Origin of the sequence: Enterobacter sp. A8 (assembly GCF_004296595.1) — a bacterium.
GTDB classification, from domain to species: domain Bacteria; phylum Pseudomonadota; class Gammaproteobacteria; order Enterobacterales; family Enterobacteriaceae; genus Enterobacter; species Enterobacter cloacae.
This window is the reverse complement of record NZ_SCMF01000007.1, coordinates 183,636-200,906: the sequence shown is the minus strand read 5'-3', so window position 1 is coordinate 200,906 and position 17,271 is coordinate 183,636. Positions and strand designations below refer to the sequence as shown.

The window sequence follows — 17,271 nt, the reverse complement described above, 5'->3', positions numbered from 1 at the left end:
CTCCCGGAGTTGCGAATTATGGAATTATCCTCACTGACCGCCGTATCCCCTGTCGATGGACGCTACGGCGATAAAGTCAGCGCGCTGCGCGGGATCTTCAGCGAATATGGCCTGCTGAAGTTCCGTGTTCAGGTTGAAGTACGCTGGCTGCAAAAGCTGGCCGCCCAGGCAGCAATCAAGGAAGTTCCTGCTTTTGACGCCCAGGCAAACGATTACCTTGATAAAATCGTTGCTGACTTCAATGAAGAAGATGCTGCTCGCATCAAGACCATTGAACGTACCACCAACCACGACGTAAAAGCGGTTGAGTACTTCCTGAAAGAGAAAGTGGCAAGCGTTCCGGCGCTGCACGCGGTGTCTGAATTCATTCACTTCGCCTGTACTTCTGAAGACATCAATAACCTGTCTCACGCATTGATGCTCTCTACCGCGCGCAAAGAGGTGGTTCTGCCTTACTGGCGTAAAATCATTGACGCGGTGAAAGCGTTGTCTGTGGAATACCGCGACATTCCCCTGCTCTCCCGTACCCATGGTCAGCCCGCTACGCCATCCACGATGGGTAAAGAGATGGCTAACGTGGCATACCGTATGGAGCGTCAGTATCGTCAACTGGAACAGGTTGAGATCCTCGGTAAAATCAATGGTGCGGTAGGTAACTACAACGCCCATATCGCCGCTTACCCGGAAGTGGACTGGCATCAGTTCAGTGAAGAGTTCGTGACCTCCCTGGGAATTCAGTGGAACCCGTACACCACTCAGATTGAGCCGCACGACTATATCGCCGAGCTGTTCGACTGTATCGCCCGCTTCAACACCATTCTGATCGACTTCGACCGTGACGTGTGGGGTTATATCGCGCTGAACCACTTCAAGCAGAAGACCATCGCCGGTGAAATCGGCTCTTCAACCATGCCGCACAAAGTGAACCCGATTGACTTCGAAAACTCTGAAGGCAACCTGGGTCTGGCCAACGCCGTGTTGCAGCATATGGCGAGCAAACTGCCGGTTTCCCGCTGGCAGCGCGACCTGACCGACTCCACCGTGCTGCGTAACCTGGGTGTGGGGATTGGCTATGCGCTGATCGCCTATCAGTCCACCCTGAAAGGTGTGAGCAAGCTGGAAGTGAACCGCGATCGTCTGCTGGACGAGCTGGACCACAACTGGGAAGTGCTGGCCGAGCCGATCCAGACCGTGATGCGTCGTTACGGCATCGAAAAACCGTATGAAAAACTGAAAGAGCTGACCCGTGGTAAACGTGTCGATGCGGAAGGTATGAAACAGTTTATCGATAGCCTCGCATTGCCGGAAGCGGAAAAAACCCGCCTGAAAGAGATGACACCAGCGAATTACATTGGCCGCGCCATCACCATGGTCGACGAGCTGAAGTAATCTCCCCCGCCCCCTTTTCGCCCGAAAAGGGGGCTGCTTTTTCCCCGGTTTACTCAATGTTTATCCCCACAACAACATAATCAGCGTTAAACTATTCATACTATTAATTCTGGGAGAAAGATGATGCGCGTACTGGTTGTTGAGGATAACGCATTGCTACGTCATCACCTGAAGGTTCAGCTTCAGGAGATGGGACATCAGGTGGATGATGCGGAAGATGCAAAAGAAGCCGATTATTATCTCAATGAACACCTGCCGGATATCGCCATCGTTGATCTCGGGTTACCTGACGAAGACGGACTGTCATTGATTCGCCGCTGGCGCAGCCATGATGTCTCCCTTCCTGTCCTGGTGCTGACCGCGCGTGAAGGCTGGCAGGACAAAGTGGAAGTGCTCAGTGCCGGTGCCGATGATTACGTCACCAAACCGTTTCATATTGAAGAAGTGGCGGCACGCATGCAGGCACTGTTACGCCGCAACAGCGGGCTCGCCTCCCAGGTGATTTCCCTTCCACCTTTCCAGGTGGATCTCTCCCGTCGGGAATTCTCAATCAACAATGAAGTCATCAAACTGACGGCCTTCGAATACACCATCATGGAAACGCTGATCCGTAACAACGGTAAAGTGGTGAGCAAAGACTCCTTAATGCTCCAGCTTTATCCGGATGCCGAACTGCGTGAGAGTCACACCATTGATGTGCTGATGGGCCGTTTGCGTAAGAAGATTCAGGCGCAGTATCCGCATGATGTGATCACAACCGTGCGCGGTCAGGGCTACCTGTTCGAATTACGCTAAATGAAACGACTAATGCGGCACATTATGCCCCTTTCACTGCGGGTTCGCTTTTTGCTGGCCACAGCCGCCGTTGTGCTGGTGCTGTCGCTTTCTTACGGCATGGTGGCGCTGGTTGGTTACAGCGTCAGTTTTGATAAAACGACCTTTCGTCTGCTGCGCGGTGAGAGCAACCTGTTTTATACCCTCGCAAAGTGGGAAAACAACCAGATCAGCGTCGAGATGCCGGAGAATCTTAACCAGCAGAGTCCCACGCTGGCGCTGATTTACAATGAAAAAGGGAAACTGCTGTGGGCACAGCGTGATGTTCCCTGGCTGGTGAAAAGCATCCGCCCGGAATGGCTGAAAACCAACGGATTTCATGAAATTGAAGCCGATCTGAATACCACCAGCAGCCTGCTGCGCGAAGATCGCTCTCTGCAAAAAAAGCTGAATGAGATCCGCGCCGATGACGCCGAAACAGAAATGACCCACTCCGTCGCCATCAACCTCTATCCCGCCACGCCTGACATGCCGCAGCTGACCATCGTGGTGGTGGATACCATCCCCGTCGAGCTTAAACGCTCTTATCGGGTCTGGGGCTGGTTCGTCTACGTGCTGGCTGCCAATCTGCTGCTGGTCATACCGCTGCTGTGGATTGCTGCCTGGTGGAGTTTGCGCCCGATTGAATCGCTGGCGAAAGAGGTTCGCGAGCTGGAGGAGCATCATCGCGAGAAGCTTAATCCTGAGACAACGCGTGAGCTAACAAGTCTGGTGCGTAACCTTAACCGCCTGCTGAAAAGTGAACGCGAGCGCTACGATAAATACCGCACCACGTTGACTGATCTCACTCACAGCCTGAAGACCCCGCTGGCCGTCATGCAAAGCACCCTGCGATCCATGCGCAGCTCCAGAATGAGCGTCGATGATGCCGAGCCGGTGATGCTGGAGCAGATCAGCCGTATTTCGCAGCAAATTGGCTACTATCTTCATCGCGCCAGCATGCGTTCCGGCAGCGCCCTGCTGAGCCGGGAGCTGCACCCCGTGGCACCACTGCTGGATAACCTGACCTCTGCGCTGAATAAGGTGTATCAGCGTAAAGGGGTGAACATCAGTCTCGATATCTCTCCTGAAATCAGTTTCGTCGGCGAAAAAAATGATTTCATGGAGGTGATGGGTAACCTGCTCGATAACGCCTGTAAATATTGTCTGGAGTTCGTGGAGGTTTCCGCCCGTCAGACGGACAACGAGCTGCACATCATTGTTGAGGACGATGGCCCGGGGATCCCGCGCAACAAACGTGACGTGGTATTTGATCGCGGTCAGCGTGCGGATACATTGCGTCCCGGCCAGGGGGTGGGGTTGTCCGTCGCACGCGAGATTGTCGACCAGTACGATGGCAAAATCGAAACCGGTGAAAGTTTACTTGGCGGTGCCAGAATGGAAGTGATTTTTGGCCGTCAGCAGCCCACATCGAACGATAGTTAGCCCGTTATGTGAAAAATGCGCGGATCTCGCACCCAGGCTTCTGCGCTTCCGTTATAATCCGACTCAGTAAGAGCCTGCGGAATAAAAAAATATGGATTATCACTTAGCACTGAACTGGCCCGAGTTTATTGAACGCTACTGGCAGAAACGCCCGGTAGTTCTTAAGCGCGGGTTCAGCAATTTTGTCGACCCTATCTCGCCTGACGAACTGGCTGGCCTGGCCATGGAAAACGAAGTCGACAGCCGCCTGGTGAGCCACCAGGATGGAAAATGGCAGGTCAACCATGGTCCTTTCGAAAGCTACGATCACCTCGGTGAAAATAACTGGTCATTACTGGTGCAGGCGGTCAACCACTGGCACGAGCCGACGGCAGCCTTAATGCGCCCGTTCCGCGCCCTGCCCGACTGGCGAATGGACGATCTGATGATCTCCTTCTCCGTGCCTGGGGGCGGCGTTGGCCCACATCTGGATCAGTACGATGTGTTTATCATTCAGGGGACCGGCCGCCGTCGCTGGCGCGTGGGTGAAAAAGTGCCGATGAAACAGCACTGCCCGCATCCTGACCTGCTTCAGGTGGATCCGTTTGACGGGATCATCGACGAAGAGCTGGAGCCGGGAGATATTCTTTATATTCCGCCGGGATTCCCGCATGAAGGCTACTCGCTGGAAAACTCCCTCAACTACTCTGTCGGGTTCCGCGCGCCAAGCGGTCGTGAGATGATCAGTGGTTTTGCCGATTACGTACTGCAACGCGAGCTGGGCAGCCATCGCTACAGCGATCCGGATGTGCCTTCCCGCGAGCATCCGGCAGACATTCTGCCAGCAGAACTGGATAAGCTGCGCGGCATGATGCTGGATCTGATCAACGAGCCGGAACATTTCAGACAGTGGTTTGGTGAGTTTATCAGCCAGTCACGTCACGAGCTGGATGTGGCGCCTCCGGAGCCGCCGTACCAGGCCGACGAGATTTATGATGCGCTGCTGCAGGGTGACAAGCTGGTTCGCCTGGGTGGGTTACGCGTGTTGCGCATCGGTGAAGATGTCTTCGTCAACGGCGAGAAGCTGGATTCTCCGCATCGCCCGGCGCTGGAAGCCATCGCCAGCCATCTGGTACTGACTGCCGATACCTTTGGCGACGCCCTGGAAGATCCCTCTTTCCTCGCCATGCTTGCCGCGCTGGTCAACAGCGGGTATTGGTTCTTTGAGGACTGAGTTGTAATGTATTGCCGGGTGGCGCTGCGCTTACCCGGCGTTTTTACTTCCACTCCCCCGCCGCAAAATCCACAATCTCCGCGGCCCAATCCGCCGGATACAACCCTTCCCGTACATCCCGATGAAACGTTGAAAACGGCCAGTCGACAACCTTACCAACGTACCCATGTTTCACCGGGTTGAGGTAGATGTAATCCATATGTCGGCGGTAATCATTGTCGTTGCGGATGGTATGTTCCCAGAAACGCGCCTGCCAGATATGGCGCATTTCAATATTTCGTGAGAACATTTTTTTGATGTCACGCCAGCGCCCGGAAAAATCGCTGTCACCTTCCGGCAAGGTCCAGATACAGTGCATATGTTCAGGAAGGATCACCCAGCCATTAATCGTAAAGGGCTTTGATCGTTTCACCGAGGAGGTGGCCTGGCGGAGGCTATCAATATGGCGGGTAAGTAAATCGCTCTGTCGGTTTTGCAGGTTAACGGTAAAAAACCAGGTGGCGCTGCGCTTACCGGGCCTACGATCCGAATGTAGGCCGGGTAAGGCGAAGCCGCCACCCGGCTTAATGTGGCTAACGCTTCGCGGTTAACTCCGCAATCCGCACAATCACCTTCACCGCTTTTTCCATCCCTTCCAGCGTCACAAACTCATGCTTACCGTGGTAGTTGTATCCCCCGGTAAAGAGATTCGGGCACGGCAATCCCATGAAGGACAGTTGCGAACCGTCGGTGCCGCCGCGAATCGGCTTCAGCACCGGTTCAATATCGCAGTCGCGCATGGCCTGCTGGGCGATATCCAGGATATGCGGATGCTCCATGACCTTCTCGCGCATATTGTAGTAGCTGTCTTCAATAATCAGCTCAATATAGCAGTCCGGGTGTAGCCCCTTACCCACCTTCTTCGCGATTTCCATCATCTTACGCTTGCGCGCTTCGAACGCTTTACGGTCAAAGTCACGCACGATGTAGTGCATCTGCGCGCTGTCCACCGTGCCTTTGATGCTGGTCAGGTGATAAAAACCTTCATAACCTTCGGTCTGCTCCGGGCTCTCATTCGCCGGAACTTCCGCATGAATACGGGACGCCAGCGACAGCGCATTCACCATCACACCTTTGGCGGAGCCAGGATGCACATTATTACCCACAATTTTGATGGTCACGGACGCGGCATTGAAGTTTTCAAATTCCAGTTCGCCCACGCCACCGCCGTCCACGGTATAGGCCCACTGCGCGTTAAAGGCCTCGACATCAAAATGTTTCGCCCCCTTGCCCACCTCTTCGTCCGGCGTAAAGGCCACACGGATATCACCGTGCGGAATATTTTTTCCTTTCAGCACCGCCAGTGCCGTCATGATTTCCGCGATACCCGCTTTGTCATCTGCCCCCAGCAGCGTTTTGCCATCCGTGGTGATCAGCGTCTGCCCGAGGAGCTGGTGCAGCACCGGGAACATTACCGGCGAAAGCACTTCGTCACCTATTCCCAGCGCAATGTCACCGCCACGGTAGTTTTCCACAATCTGCGGATTAACATGTTTACCGCTAAAATCCGGAGAGGTGTCGACATGGGAGATAAAGCCAATCGCCGGAATATCACCGGGGACGTTGGCAGGCAGCGTTCCCATCACAGTGCCTTTTTCGCTCAGGGTGACATTGACCAGCCCCATGGCCTCAAGCTGCTCTTTGAGCAGGTTTAATAACTTCCACTGGCCTTCGGTGCTTGGCACCTGGCGGACACCCGGTTTAGATTGGGTATCCAGCGAAACGTACTGTAAAAAACGCTCAAGTAATTTATCCATGCAGTCACCCTCACTTTTTGTGACAACATTATCAATAAGCATCAAAACGCAAATATTGCGTCAGGTCACTTTTATCCCGCAAACGAGAATATTTTCCGTTTATATCGTGTACGTCAGTAAATGTAGCTTATGAATCAGTGACAAGGATTGGCGATTACAGTGGTTTGCCGTAGAATGTCCGCCCTCATTACGAGTCACCAAGGTGGTTACACACAAACCCCGCTTCGGTCTGCTGCCCGGAGCGTCTATATGGGACAGCGCAAAAATTGAATACTCAATCCCGTTCACGTTCACCGCTGGTGCAACTGGAACGAATTCGTAAAAGTTTTGATGGTAAAGATGTCATTTCCGACCTCAATCTGACCATCAATGATGGTGAATTCCTCACGCTGCTTGGCCCTTCTGGCTGCGGCAAGACAACCGTACTGCGCCTTATCGCCGGGCTGGAAAGCGTCGATAGCGGCCATATCCACCTTGAAAAGCAGGACATTACCCAGGTCCCCGCTGAAGATCGTCACGTTAACACCGTTTTTCAAAGCTATGCTTTGTTCCCGCACATGACCGTGTTTGAAAACGTTGCGTTTGGTCTGCGGATGCAAAAAACACCGGCCAGCGAGATCCCGCCGCGCGTGACCGAGGCGCTACGGATGGTACAGCTGGAGGAGTTTGCTCAACGCAAACCGCATCAGCTGTCTGGTGGTCAACAGCAACGTGTGGCCATCGCCCGTGCGGTGGTCAACAAACCGCGTCTGCTTCTGCTGGATGAGTCCCTCTCCGCGCTGGACTACAAACTGCGCAAGCAGATGCAGAACGAGCTTAAGGCCCTGCAGCGTAAGCTCGGCATCACCTTCGTCTTTGTGACGCATGACCAGGAAGAAGCGCTCACCATGTCCGACCGTATCGTGGTGATGCGTGATGGCAAAATCGAGCAGGACGGCACGCCGCGCGAAATCTACGAAGAGCCGAAAAACCTGTTTGTGGCGAGCTTCATTGGCGAGATCAATATCTTCAACGCCACGGTTATCGAGCGTCTGGATGAGCAGCGCGTTCGGGCGAATGTCGAAGGCCGCGAGTGCAATATCACCGTTAACTTTGCCGTTGAGAAGGGACAAAAGCTCAACGTGCTGTTACGCCCGGAAGATCTGCGCGTCGAGGAGATCCACGGCAATGCGCAAGCCGAAGGATTGATCGGCTATATACGCGAGCGTAATTACAAGGGGATGACGCTGGAATCCGTTGTCGAACTGGAAAACGGTAAGATGGTGATGGTCAGCGAGTTCTTTAACGAGGACGACCCGGACTTCGATCATTCGCTCGATCAAAAAATGGTTATTAACTGGGTAGAAAGCTGGGAGGTTGTGCTGGCTGATGAAGAACACAAGTAAATTCCAGAATGTGGTGATTGCCACGATCGTCGGTTGGCTTGTGTTGTTTGTCTTTTTACCCAACCTGATGATCATCGCCACCAGCTTTTTGACCCGCGACGATGCCCACTTTGTGGCGCTGGTCTTTACGCTGGATAACTACTCACGTTTGATCGATCCGCTCTACTTTGATGTGCTGCTGCACTCATTGAACATGGCGCTGATCGCCACCGTTGCCTGCCTGGTGCTGGGGTATCCCTTCGCGTGGTTCCTGGCGCGTCTGCCGCAAAAAATCCGCCCGCTGCTGCTCTTTTTACTGATTGTGCCGTTCTGGACCAACTCCTTAATTCGCATCTACGGGCTGAAAATTTTCCTCAGCACCAAAGGCTATCTGAACGAGTTTCTGCTGTGGCTGGGAGTGATTGATACGCCAATCCGCATTATGTTTACCCCGGGTGCGGTGATTATTGGTCTGGTCTATATCCTGCTGCCGTTTATGGTGATGCCGCTCTACTCCAGCATTGAGAAGCTGGATAAACCGCTGCTGGAAGCGGCCAAAGATCTGGGGGCGAATAAGCTGCAGACCTTTATCCGCATTATCATTCCGCTGACGATGCCCGGCATTATCGCGGGCTGTCTGCTGGTGATGCTTCCGGCGATGGGCTTGTTCTACGTCTCTGACCTGATGGGCGGTGCGAAAAACCTGCTGATCGGAAACGTGATTAAGAGCCAGTTCCTTAACATTCGCGACTGGCCGTTCGGCTCCGCCACCAGCATTACGCTGACGGTGGTGATGGGTCTGATGCTGCTGGTTTACTGGCGCGCTTCACGGCTGCTGAATAAGAAGGTGGAACTCGAATGATCGGTCGACTGCTTCGCGGCGGTTTTATGACCGCCATTTACGCTTACCTGTATATTCCGATTATCATTTTGATCGTGAACTCGTTTAACAGTTCACGCTTCGGGATCAACTGGCAGGGCTTTACCACTAACTGGTACAGCCTGCTGATGAACAACGACAGCCTGCTCCAGGCCGCGCAGCACTCATTAACGATGGCGATTTTTTCAGCAACGTTCGCCACGCTGATTGGTTCTCTCACCGCCGTGGCACTGTATCGCTACCGCTTTCGCGGTAAACCGTTCGTCAGCGGCATGCTGTTTGTGGTGATGATGTCACCGGATATCGTCATGGCGATTTCTCTGCTGGTACTGTTTATGCTGCTGGGTGTCCAGCTCGGCTTCTGGTCGCTGCTGTTTTCCCACATCACCTTCTGCCTGCCATTTGTGGTGGTGACGGTCTATGCACGCCTGAAAGGCTTTGATGTGCGTATGCTGGAGGCCGCAAAAGATCTCGGCGCCAGCGAGATGACCATTTTGCGCAAAATTATCCTGCCGCTGGCGATGCCCGCCGTCGCGGCCGGGTGGCTGCTCAGCTTCACCCTGTCGATGGATGACGTTGTGGTCTCCTCTTTCGTGACCGGGCCGAGCTATGAAATTCTGCCGTTGAAAATCTATTCGATGGTGAAAGTCGGCGTCTCGCCTGAGGTGAACGCGCTGGCGACCATACTGTTAGTGTTCTCGCTGGTACTGGTAATTGCCAGCCAGATTATTGCTCGTGATAAAACAAAATCTCAGGGGACAATGAAATGAAAAAAATGCTTGCCGCTGCAGCACTGGTGCTCGGAATGGGCGTCGCGCACGCTGATGACAGCAAAACGCTCTACTTCTATAACTGGACTGAGTATGTGCCGCCGGGTCTGCTGGAGCAGTTCACCAAAGAGACGGGCATTAAGGTCATCTACTCTACCTACGAGTCCAATGAAACCATGTACGCCAAGCTTAAAACGTACAAGGACGGCGCGTACGATCTGGTGGTGCCATCGACCTACTTCGTCGACAAGATGCGTAAAGAGGGCATGATCCAGAAGATCGACAAGTCGAAGCTGACCAACTTCAACAACCTCGATCCGCAGATGCTCAACAAACCGTTCGATCCGAACAACGACTACTCCATTCCGTACATCTGGGGTGCGACCGCCATCGGGGTTAACAGCGAAGCAATCGATCCTAAAACCGTCACCCAGTGGGCCGACCTGTGGAAGCCTGAATACAAAGGCAGCCTGCTGTTAACCGACGATGCCCGTGAAGTGTTCCAGGTGGCGCTGCGCAAGCTGGGTTACTCGGGCAACACAACGGACCCGAAAGAGATTGAAGCGGCCTATAACGAGCTGAAAAAACTGATGCCTAACGTGGCGGCGTTCAACTCCGATAACCCGGCGAACCCGTACATGGAAGGAGAAGTGAATCTCGGCATGGTGTGGAACGGCTCTGCATGGGTTGCGCGTCAGGCCGGTACGCCGCTGGAGGTCGTCTGGCCGAAAGAAGGCGGTATCTTCTGGATGGACAGCCTGGCTATTCCTGCGAATGCGAAAAACGTTGACGGTGCCCTGAAGCTCATTAACTTCCTGCTGCGCCCGGACGTGGCGAAGCAGGTTGCCGAGACCATTGGCTACCCAACGCCAAACCTGGCCGCCCGCAAGCTACTGAAGCCTGAAGTGGCGAATGATAAATCCCTCTACCCGGATGCCGACACCATCAACAAAGGTGAATGGCAAAACGATGTCGGCGATGCGAGCCGTCTGTATGAAGAGTATTACCAGAAATTAAAAGCCGGCCGATAAGGGCCGCAGTCTGGCTCCTCACGTCGCCACGCCGTGAGGGGCCTTAACCCGCCGCATTTTCCCCCGCCCAGATCGTCGCCGTTCTCATGGCATCCACAACGTCATCATCCGACAGCCCAAGACCGTTCGCTATCCTGGCCGCCTCCTCCCACTCCTGCTGTTCATAGTGGCGGCACAGCGCCACCATATCGGCTAACACGCCTTCCTGATGACACAGGGCCTGGCTGACAGCCTGCGGCACCGCAATTTGCTTCATCAACTCTGCCATTGGCAATTCAAGCAAGGTATCAAGCAGAGAGAACAGGCCACACATAAACGCGTTTTCCGCCAGCCCCGGCGCAGGCATCTTCTCTGCAATCAGCTCACAGAATTTGCCCCGCATCATGCTCAGAGGATACAGCTCGTCGACGGTGTCGTTGCCGGCACTGGCCAGCACCACCACCGCAACAAAGCGTCGCAGCTGATTTTCCCCCAGATACCTGAGGACTTCGCTGAGCGTTAACTTGCTAAAATTGCAGGCACCGACGTGTTTAAACGCCGTGTGTTTCATATAACGCATGATCTTATAGGACAAGGTGAGATCGGTTTTTATTAACGACTCGATGATCCGAAAATCAGGTTTATTCCGCCCTACTTCCATCTGCAGGCGGAAAATCGCCAGTTGATTTTGTGATAAGCGTTTATATTTAATCACTTCAGGGCGACAGAAAAAGTAACCCTGAAAAAGCGAAAAACCGGCATCACGATAGCGTTTGAATTCCTCTTTAGTCTCAACTTTTTCAGCGAGATACTTTATATGGTGGGTCAGGTTTTTGCGAGTATTCAGGTAATCCTGAATTTGCGCTAAGGTATAATTTCTGACATCAAATTTAAGTACAGAAATATAGGGTAAAAAGCGATCCCATTCCGGCGCGAGGGTAAAATCATCAAGCGCAAAGCGATATCCGTGCGCATTCATCTCTTTCACAGCCTGCAATAACGCCTCGCCGGGAACCGCATCTTCAAGGATCTCAATGACCACGCTCTCCTTGTCCAGCGCTTCACCGCTGCGGTCGATGACCATTCTGGATGGAAAGTTGATAAACAAGGTCTGTGTCCCGGCGATACGCTGAGACGGTACAGATAAAAAATGATCGGATATCATTCTGGATGTTGCATATTCTGCCGATACATCCGGAAAACGGTTTGCCATCCCATCCCTGAAAAGCAGTTCATAAGCTACCGTATTCATATCCGGGTTAAAAATGGGTTGTCTCGCAATAAATCCGTACATATCCCATCCTCCTTATCGACGTTATATTTATTAGCATCCTCTTTCTACACCACGATAACGAGCATTATTAAGCACTATTTTGAGTGAATGCACAAAATAATAGCATCCACACTAATTAACAGGGCTTATATTGTGGTTTAGTAAACATCATTAATGGTAATTTCAGCGGACGAGTTTATAAACAAAAAAGCACCCGCTTAACGGGTGCCTTTTCATACTGTCGCTATTACAGACCTTTGAGCAGCTTGTCGACGAACTCGGGTACGACCTCGCTTGCCAGCCCATAGTGCTTCTCTTCAAACTCGCTTCCCACCTGGCTGGGTTCGAGGTTCAGCTCTACGGTATGCGCACCGTGCAGACGCGCTTCGTGAACAAACCCCGCCGCCGGATAGACATGCCCAGAGGTACCGATGGCGATAAACACATCCGCCATGGCCAGCGCGCTGTAAATCTCATCCATCCCCAGCGGCATTTCACCAAACCAGACCACATGCGGACGCAGACGCGAAGGGAACTGGCAGCAGTGACATTTATCCTCAGGCAGCACGTCCTCTTTCCAGTCCAGCACCTGGCCGCTCCAGGCACAGCGCACCTTCAGTAGCTCGCCGTGCATGTGGATGATGTTTTTGTTGCCGGCTCGCTCGTGCAGGTTATCGATATTCTGCGTAACCAGCAGAAAACGGTCACCCAGCGCTTCCTCCAGCTTCGCCAGCGCCAAGTGCGCCGGATTAGGCGCTATTTCTGGCTGCTGAAGCTGACGACGGCGGGCATTGTAAAATGCCTGCACAAGATCCGGGTCACGGGCGAAGCCTTCTGGTGTCGCCACATCCTCCACACGGTGCTCTTCCCACAACCCGTCCGCAGCACGGAAGGTTCGAATACCGGACTCGGCAGAGATCCCCGCCCCGGTCAGCACCACCACTCTGGGTTTATCCATCGCTTCTGGCATCATTCTGTCTCTGAAAAAGATCCGCTGGCGCAAGCGCTCACGTAAGCGGCGTTTATTTTTGCGAAAACGGCTGAGTCGACCCTGGCGACGCGACAGCATAGTAACCTCGTAAACTAGTCGGTGAGATGAAGGAATGCGGCTCCGCGCATGCCTCCTGCGTCCCCGTGTCGCGCACGTTCAATACGCGGCACGCGGGCGACTGGCAATAAATGTCGGGGCAGACGCCCGGACAGGTGTTCCGTTATCGCGGTAAAGTTTGATAACCCGCCCCCAATCACCAGCAGATCCGGATCGACGATGGTGAGGATATTTCCCAGACACACCGCCAGCAGATCGAGATAACGTTCAACGTGCTCTCGCGCCTGCGCATCGCCCTGCTCCCACAGGGTAATGATTTGAGGGGCTTCGAGTTTCTGATGATAGAAGTGTTCGTAAAGCCATGCAAACCCACGACCTGACAGGTAGTTCTCAATACAGCCATGCTGACCACAGCCGCAGCGGGTAAGCGGGAAATCGCGTCCCACGACCTCAAGCGCATCTACCGGTAAACGGATATGACCAAACTCTCCCGTGATATAGCTGCGCCCGGTGATCGGTTTGCCATTAATAACAATTCCCCCGCCAACGCCGGTGCCAAGGATCAACCCCATCACCAGCGGATAGTGACGGAATTCATCATCCCAGGCTTCAGAGAGCGCAAAGCAGTTGGCATCGTTATCTAAACGCACGTCGCGTTCAAGGAGAGCAGTGAGATCGGCGCGCAGCGGTTTGCCGCTGGCAGCAGGGACGTTGGCGGCATACAGCGTGCCGTCGTCGGTTTCAGGCATGCCTGGAATACCGATGCCGACGCTGCCTTTTACGCCAAAGCGTTCATCCGCTTGCGCCACCAGCGCGGCAATGGCGGTTAAAAATTCATCGTAGCTTTCGCGCGGCGTGGGAACGCGGGTTTCCCACTGCAGTTTGAGATCGTTATCAAACGCGCCGAGCGCAATTTTGGTGCCGCCAATATCAAATCCGTAATACATAACGCATTCCTCTTTTAACCTGGCGGCCCGTAAGCCGCTAGATCATGACGTAATTACTGGCCACTTAATACCCTCGCCGGATCAATTCGGCTTGCGCGACGCGCCGGATACCAGCTTGCCAGCAGACTCAGTAAAAGTGCTGTAACCAGCACATAAATAACGTCCAGCCAGTGCAATTCAGACGGCAGGAAGTCAATAAAATAGATATCACCCGACAGGAACTGGTGGCCGATCAGCTTCTCAATCCCGTTGATGATTGGCGTAAGCTGTAACGACACCACGACGCCAATCACCACCCCGCACAGGCTACCGAACAGCCCCGCCAGCAGACCATACCAGACAAAGATGGCGCGAATAAGACCGTCCTTTGCCCCAAGGGTACGCAGAACCGCGATGTCGCCACTCTTGTCTTTGACCGCCATAACCAGCGTCGAGACGATATTAAAGCACGCCACACCAATCACCAGCACCATCGCCAGATACATGATGGCGCGGATCATCTGGATATCACGATACATATACCCGTAAGTGCCGATCCAGCTTTTGATGTAGACATAGTTATTGGTCACGCTGCCCGCATCACGCACCAGTTTATTGGCATTGAAGACGTCGTTGACCTTAATGGCGATGCCCGTCACGCTGTCGCCCATGTCCAGATACTGACGTGCGTCTTCCAGCGGTACCATTGCAAAGCTGTGATCGAGTTGACCGCTCAGTTGCAGGATGCCGGTGACGTGCAGACGCACGCGCTTAGGCTGCTGCAATTTATGGTCAGCGCTGGCGTTTGGGATCATGATCGACACCCAGTCGCCCTGCTTCACTTTCAGCGCGTCGGCCACACCTTTGCCCATGATGATCTGTTGCTCACCGGCCTTAAAGTTTGCCCACGCGCCGTTCTGCACATACTTCGGCAGCGCGCTCAGACGCGCCTCCTGCGCCGGGTTCACCCCTTTCACCTGGATGGCGCGCAGGTTAACACCGCTTTCCACCAGCCCTGTAAAGTTGATGTAAGGTGCAGCGGCGGCAATGCCCGGCACGTTTTCCACTTTGCTGAGGGCGTCACGCCAGTTGTTCCACGGCTGATTAACCGGTTCAATTTCGCCGTGCGGCACAACGGCCAGAATACGGTTATTCAGCTCACGCTCAAAACCGTTCATGGCGCTTAATCCCACAATCAATACCGCCACGCCGAGCGCAATACCGATGGTGGAGATCACCGAGATAAGAGAGACCATCCCGCCGCGACGACGGCCGCGGCTGAAGCGTAGCCCGATGAGTAACGATAACGGTGAGGCCATTACTCCGCTCCCATCAGAGTCAGTTCAGCGTTCAGATGACCGTCACGCATCTCAAGCTGGCGTCCCATCCGTTTTGCCAGCTGCAAATCGTGGGTCACCACCAGAAACGCCGTCCCCTGTGAGGCATTCAGCTCACCCAGAAGCTGGAAAATACTGTCAGCATTGCGCGCATCCAGGTTGCCGGTTGGTTCATCCGCCAGCACCAGACGCGGGTTGTTCACCAGCGCACGGGCAATAGCCACACGCTGACGCTCGCCACCGGACAGCTCAGACGGGCGGTGGTCACCGCGATGCCCCAGGCCTACGGCTTTCAGCATGTCGCTGGCACGGGCATTAATTTCTGCCGGTTTCTTTTTACCAATCAGCAAAGGCATCGCCACGTTTTCCAGCGCCGTGAAATCTGGCAGCAGATGGTGGAACTGGTAGATAAAGCCCAGCTCACGGTTACGCAGCTCCGCTTTTGCCGCAGAAGACATTTTGCTCATCGGCTGGCCTGAGAAAATTACGTCGCCACTGGTCGGCGTATCCAGCCCGCCCAGCAGGTGTAATAAGGTACTTTTGCCGGAACCGGAGCTGCCGACAATTGCCATCATCTCGCCTTCGCCCACGCTGAAGCTCACATTGTGCAGCACATCAGTCTGTACAGAGCCTTCCTGATAGCGTTTGGACAGGTTGTCGCATTGCAACAGGATCTTATTCATAACGTAAAGCCTCAGCGGGTTGAGTGGCGGCAGCGCGCCAGGAAGGATAGAGCGTAGAAAGCAGCGCAATGGCCATCGCGGCCAGCGCAATACCGACCACCTGCAGCGGCTCGATAGCAACCGGCAGCGCCGCGCCATCAAGCAGCGCGCCGATGATCGGCATTAAGTTATTCAACTGACTGGCCAGCAGCGCCCCGAGAACGGCCCCGAGTAACGCGCCAATGATCCCGGCGCTGGCCCCCTGCACCATAAAGACGGCCATAATCTGGCGCGGCGTCAGCCCCTGGGTTTGCAGGATGGCAACTTCGCCCTGCTTTTCCATTACCATCAAGCCAAGCGAGGTGATGATGTTAAACGCCGCGACCGCGACGATCAGGCTCAGCAGCAGGCCCATCATATTTTTTTCCATACGCACGGCCTGGAACAGTTCGCCTTTACGCTCGCGCCAGTCCTGCCATTTTGTGCCTTCCGGCAAGGTTTGCTGGCTGAGGGTATCGACCTTCAGCGGTGCGTCGAGCCACAGACGCCAGCCGGTAATGTTGCCCACCGGATAACGCATCAGACGCGAAGCATCCTGGATATTCATGAGCATCTGGTAGCCGTCAACTTCGCTGTTGGCGGCAAACGTGCCAATAACCGTGAACAGACGCTGGCTGGGCAAACGTCCCATCGGCGTAAACTGGCTGGCAGACGGCACCATCACGCGCAGCTGGTCGCCACGGTTCACGCCAAGCTGCCCGGCAAGCTGTTCGCCGAGGATGACGTTGTATTTGCCCGCTTCCAGATCGCTTTGCTTCACGTTGACCAGATACGGCGTGAGCGGATCTTTTTGCGCCGGGTCAATCCCCAGCATGACGCCCACCGCCACGCTGCGGGCGCTTTGCAGGACGACATCACCCGTTGTCACGGGCGCAACGCGCGTGACACCCTGTAACTTCGCCGCACTTTCCGGCAGTTGTTGCGGGTTAACGGAACCGTTGGTTGAAGAGAGAATGGCCTGCGGCATCAGCCCCAGGATGTTGTTTTGCAGCTCGCGCTCAAAGCCGTTCATGACGGAAAGCACCGTCACCAGTGCCATCACGCCAAGCGTAATGCCAATAGTCGAAAGCCAGGAGACAAAGCGACCGAAACGGTCCGCGGCGCGCCCACGCATGTAGCGTAAGCCTATGAAGAGTGCGACAGGTTGATACATGAAGTCCGTCTGTTTGCTGATAGCAGACCCACGAGTATATAAGCGAATCCGTTAAGCGTAAATGACTGAAACCGTAAGCTTTGGTAATCATTTTTCTGAAAAATTCAGATAAATCAGAACGCTACTCTTCG

At 54.2% G+C, this 17,271-nt stretch carries 16 protein-coding genes; 8 read left to right on the top strand and 8 right to left on the bottom strand.

What is annotated here, in order from left to right; genetic code table 11:
- Window positions 1-18: 18 nt before the first annotated feature.
- The 4 genes from purB to EQV24_RS21885 all read left to right on the top strand — a co-directional run bounded on the left by purB (window position 19) and on the right by EQV24_RS21885 (window position 4,861).
- Window positions 19-1,389 (top strand): adenylosuccinate lyase, encoded by a 1,371-nt coding sequence (purB, locus tag EQV24_RS21900; protein ID WP_040019575.1) that lies wholly within the window; start codon window positions 19-21, stop codon window positions 1,387-1,389.
- Window positions 1,390-1,512: 123 nt separating this feature from the next.
- Window positions 1,513-2,184 carry a two-component system response regulator PhoP gene (gene phoP, locus EQV24_RS21895; RefSeq protein ID WP_013097083.1) on the top strand — a complete coding sequence of 224 codons (672 nt, stop codon included), beginning with the start codon at window positions 1,513-1,515 and terminating at the stop codon, window positions 2,182-2,184.
- Window positions 2,185-3,648, top strand: coding sequence for a two-component system sensor histidine kinase PhoQ (gene phoQ, locus EQV24_RS21890; RefSeq protein WP_029881973.1), 1,464 nt, complete (start codon window positions 2,185-2,187; stop codon window positions 3,646-3,648).
- Window positions 3,649-3,739: 91 nt separating this feature from the next.
- Window positions 3,740-4,861 (top strand): cupin domain-containing protein, encoded by a 1,122-nt coding sequence (locus EQV24_RS21885; protein WP_130627046.1) that lies wholly within the window; start codon window positions 3,740-3,742, stop codon window positions 4,859-4,861.
- Between the two features lie 43 nt (window positions 4,862-4,904).
- Here the strand turns inward: EQV24_RS21885 and EQV24_RS21880 are convergent, their stop codons facing one another.
- A complete protein-coding gene (locus EQV24_RS21880) occupies window positions 4,905-5,339 on the bottom strand; it encodes a transposase (RefSeq protein ID WP_130627045.1) in 435 nt (144 codons plus the stop codon).
- Between the two features lie 94 nt (window positions 5,340-5,433).
- Window positions 5,434-6,657, bottom strand: a complete 1,224-nt coding sequence (pepT, locus tag EQV24_RS21875) for a peptidase T (protein ID WP_013097087.1) — start codon at window positions 6,655-6,657, stop codon at window positions 5,434-5,436.
- Between the two features lie 266 nt (window positions 6,658-6,923).
- Here pepT and potA point away from each other — a divergent pair, with 266 nt between their 5' ends.
- The 4 genes from potA to potD are packed head-to-tail and all read left to right on the top strand — an operon-like array spanning window position 6,924 to window position 10,702.
- Window positions 6,924-8,042 (top strand): spermidine/putrescine ABC transporter ATP-binding protein PotA, encoded by a 1,119-nt coding sequence (gene potA, locus EQV24_RS21870; RefSeq protein WP_013097089.1) that lies wholly within the window; start codon window positions 6,924-6,926, stop codon window positions 8,040-8,042.
- Window positions 8,026-8,883 carry a spermidine/putrescine ABC transporter permease PotB gene (gene potB / locus EQV24_RS21865; RefSeq protein ID WP_130627044.1) on the top strand — a complete coding sequence of 286 codons (858 nt, stop codon included), beginning with the start codon at window positions 8,026-8,028 and terminating at the stop codon, window positions 8,881-8,883. The genes potA and potB overlap by 17 nt, the downstream gene beginning before the upstream one ends.
- The gene (gene potC / locus EQV24_RS21860) at window positions 8,880-9,671 is read left to right on the top strand and encodes a spermidine/putrescine ABC transporter permease PotC (protein ID WP_013097091.1); all 792 of its coding nucleotides are present in this window, start codon (window positions 8,880-8,882) and stop codon (window positions 9,669-9,671) included. Before potB ends, potC begins: the two co-directional genes overlap by 4 nt.
- Window positions 9,668-10,702, top strand: a complete 1,035-nt coding sequence (gene potD / locus EQV24_RS21855) for a spermidine/putrescine ABC transporter substrate-binding protein PotD (RefSeq protein ID WP_040019552.1) — start codon at window positions 9,668-9,670, stop codon at window positions 10,700-10,702. Before potC ends, potD begins: the two co-directional genes overlap by 4 nt.
- 43 nt (window positions 10,703-10,745) lie before the next feature.
- Here the strand turns inward: potD and EQV24_RS21850 are convergent, their stop codons facing one another.
- The 6 genes from EQV24_RS21850 to lolC all read right to left on the bottom strand — a co-directional run bounded on the left by EQV24_RS21850 (window position 10,746) and on the right by lolC (window position 17,140).
- The gene (locus tag EQV24_RS21850; protein ID WP_130627043.1) at window positions 10,746-11,975 is read right to left on the bottom strand and encodes an HDOD domain-containing protein; all 1,230 of its coding nucleotides are present in this window, start codon (window positions 11,973-11,975) and stop codon (window positions 10,746-10,748) included.
- 226 nt (window positions 11,976-12,201) lie between these two features.
- Complete coding sequence (gene cobB / locus EQV24_RS21845) at window positions 12,202-13,023, bottom strand: Sir2 family NAD+-dependent deacetylase (RefSeq protein WP_029881967.1); 822 nt, start codon at window positions 13,021-13,023, stop codon at window positions 12,202-12,204.
- 14 nt (window positions 13,024-13,037) lie between these two features.
- Window positions 13,038-13,949, bottom strand: coding sequence for an N-acetylglucosamine kinase (gene nagK / locus EQV24_RS21840; protein ID WP_013097095.1), 912 nt, complete (start codon window positions 13,947-13,949; stop codon window positions 13,038-13,040).
- Window positions 13,950-14,002: 53 nt separating this feature from the next.
- Window positions 14,003-15,247, bottom strand: a complete 1,245-nt coding sequence (lolE, locus tag EQV24_RS21835; protein WP_013097096.1) for a lipoprotein-releasing ABC transporter permease subunit LolE — start codon at window positions 15,245-15,247, stop codon at window positions 14,003-14,005.
- Window positions 15,247-15,948 (bottom strand): lipoprotein-releasing ABC transporter ATP-binding protein LolD, encoded by a 702-nt coding sequence (gene lolD / locus EQV24_RS21830; RefSeq protein ID WP_013097097.1) that lies wholly within the window; start codon window positions 15,946-15,948, stop codon window positions 15,247-15,249. The genes lolE and lolD overlap by 1 nt, the downstream gene beginning before the upstream one ends.
- Window positions 15,941-17,140, bottom strand: coding sequence for a lipoprotein-releasing ABC transporter permease subunit LolC (lolC, locus tag EQV24_RS21825; RefSeq protein WP_013097098.1), 1,200 nt, complete (start codon window positions 17,138-17,140; stop codon window positions 15,941-15,943). Before lolC ends, lolD begins: the two co-directional genes overlap by 8 nt.
- Window positions 17,141-17,271: the final 131 nt, after the last annotated feature.

Excerpts from the sequence above, each read along its gene's own strand:
- purB (WP_040019575.1), top strand. The coding sequence starts at position 19 with ATGGAATTATCCTCACTGACCGCCGTATCCCCTGTCGATGGACGCTAC.
- phoP (WP_013097083.1), top strand. The coding sequence starts at position 1,513 with ATGCGCGTACTGGTTGTTGAGGATAACGCATTGCTACGTCATCACCTG.
- phoQ (WP_029881973.1), top strand. The coding sequence starts at position 2,185 with ATGAAACGACTAATGCGGCACATTATGCCCCTTTCACTGCGGGTTCGC.
- EQV24_RS21885 (WP_130627046.1), top strand. The coding sequence starts at position 3,740 with ATGGATTATCACTTAGCACTGAACTGGCCCGAGTTTATTGAACGCTAC.
- pepT (WP_013097087.1), bottom strand. The coding sequence starts at position 6,657 with ATGGATAAATTACTTGAGCGTTTTTTACAGTACGTTTCGCTGGATACC.
- potB (WP_130627044.1), top strand. The coding sequence starts at position 8,026 with ATGAAGAACACAAGTAAATTCCAGAATGTGGTGATTGCCACGATCGTC.
- potC (WP_013097091.1), top strand. The coding sequence starts at position 8,880 with ATGATCGGTCGACTGCTTCGCGGCGGTTTTATGACCGCCATTTACGCT.
- potD (WP_040019552.1), top strand. The coding sequence starts at position 9,668 with ATGAAAAAAATGCTTGCCGCTGCAGCACTGGTGCTCGGAATGGGCGTC.
- EQV24_RS21850 (WP_130627043.1), bottom strand. The coding sequence starts at position 11,975 with ATGTACGGATTTATTGCGAGACAACCCATTTTTAACCCGGATATGAAT.
- cobB (WP_029881967.1), bottom strand. The coding sequence starts at position 13,023 with ATGCTGTCGCGTCGCCAGGGTCGACTCAGCCGTTTTCGCAAAAATAAA.
- nagK (WP_013097095.1), bottom strand. The coding sequence starts at position 13,949 with ATGTATTACGGATTTGATATTGGCGGCACCAAAATTGCGCTCGGCGCG.
- lolE (WP_013097096.1), bottom strand. The coding sequence starts at position 15,247 with ATGGCCTCACCGTTATCGTTACTCATCGGGCTACGCTTCAGCCGCGGC.
- lolD (WP_013097097.1), bottom strand. The coding sequence starts at position 15,948 with ATGAATAAGATCCTGTTGCAATGCGACAACCTGTCCAAACGCTATCAG.
- lolC (WP_013097098.1), bottom strand. The coding sequence starts at position 17,140 with ATGTATCAACCTGTCGCACTCTTCATAGGCTTACGCTACATGCGTGGG.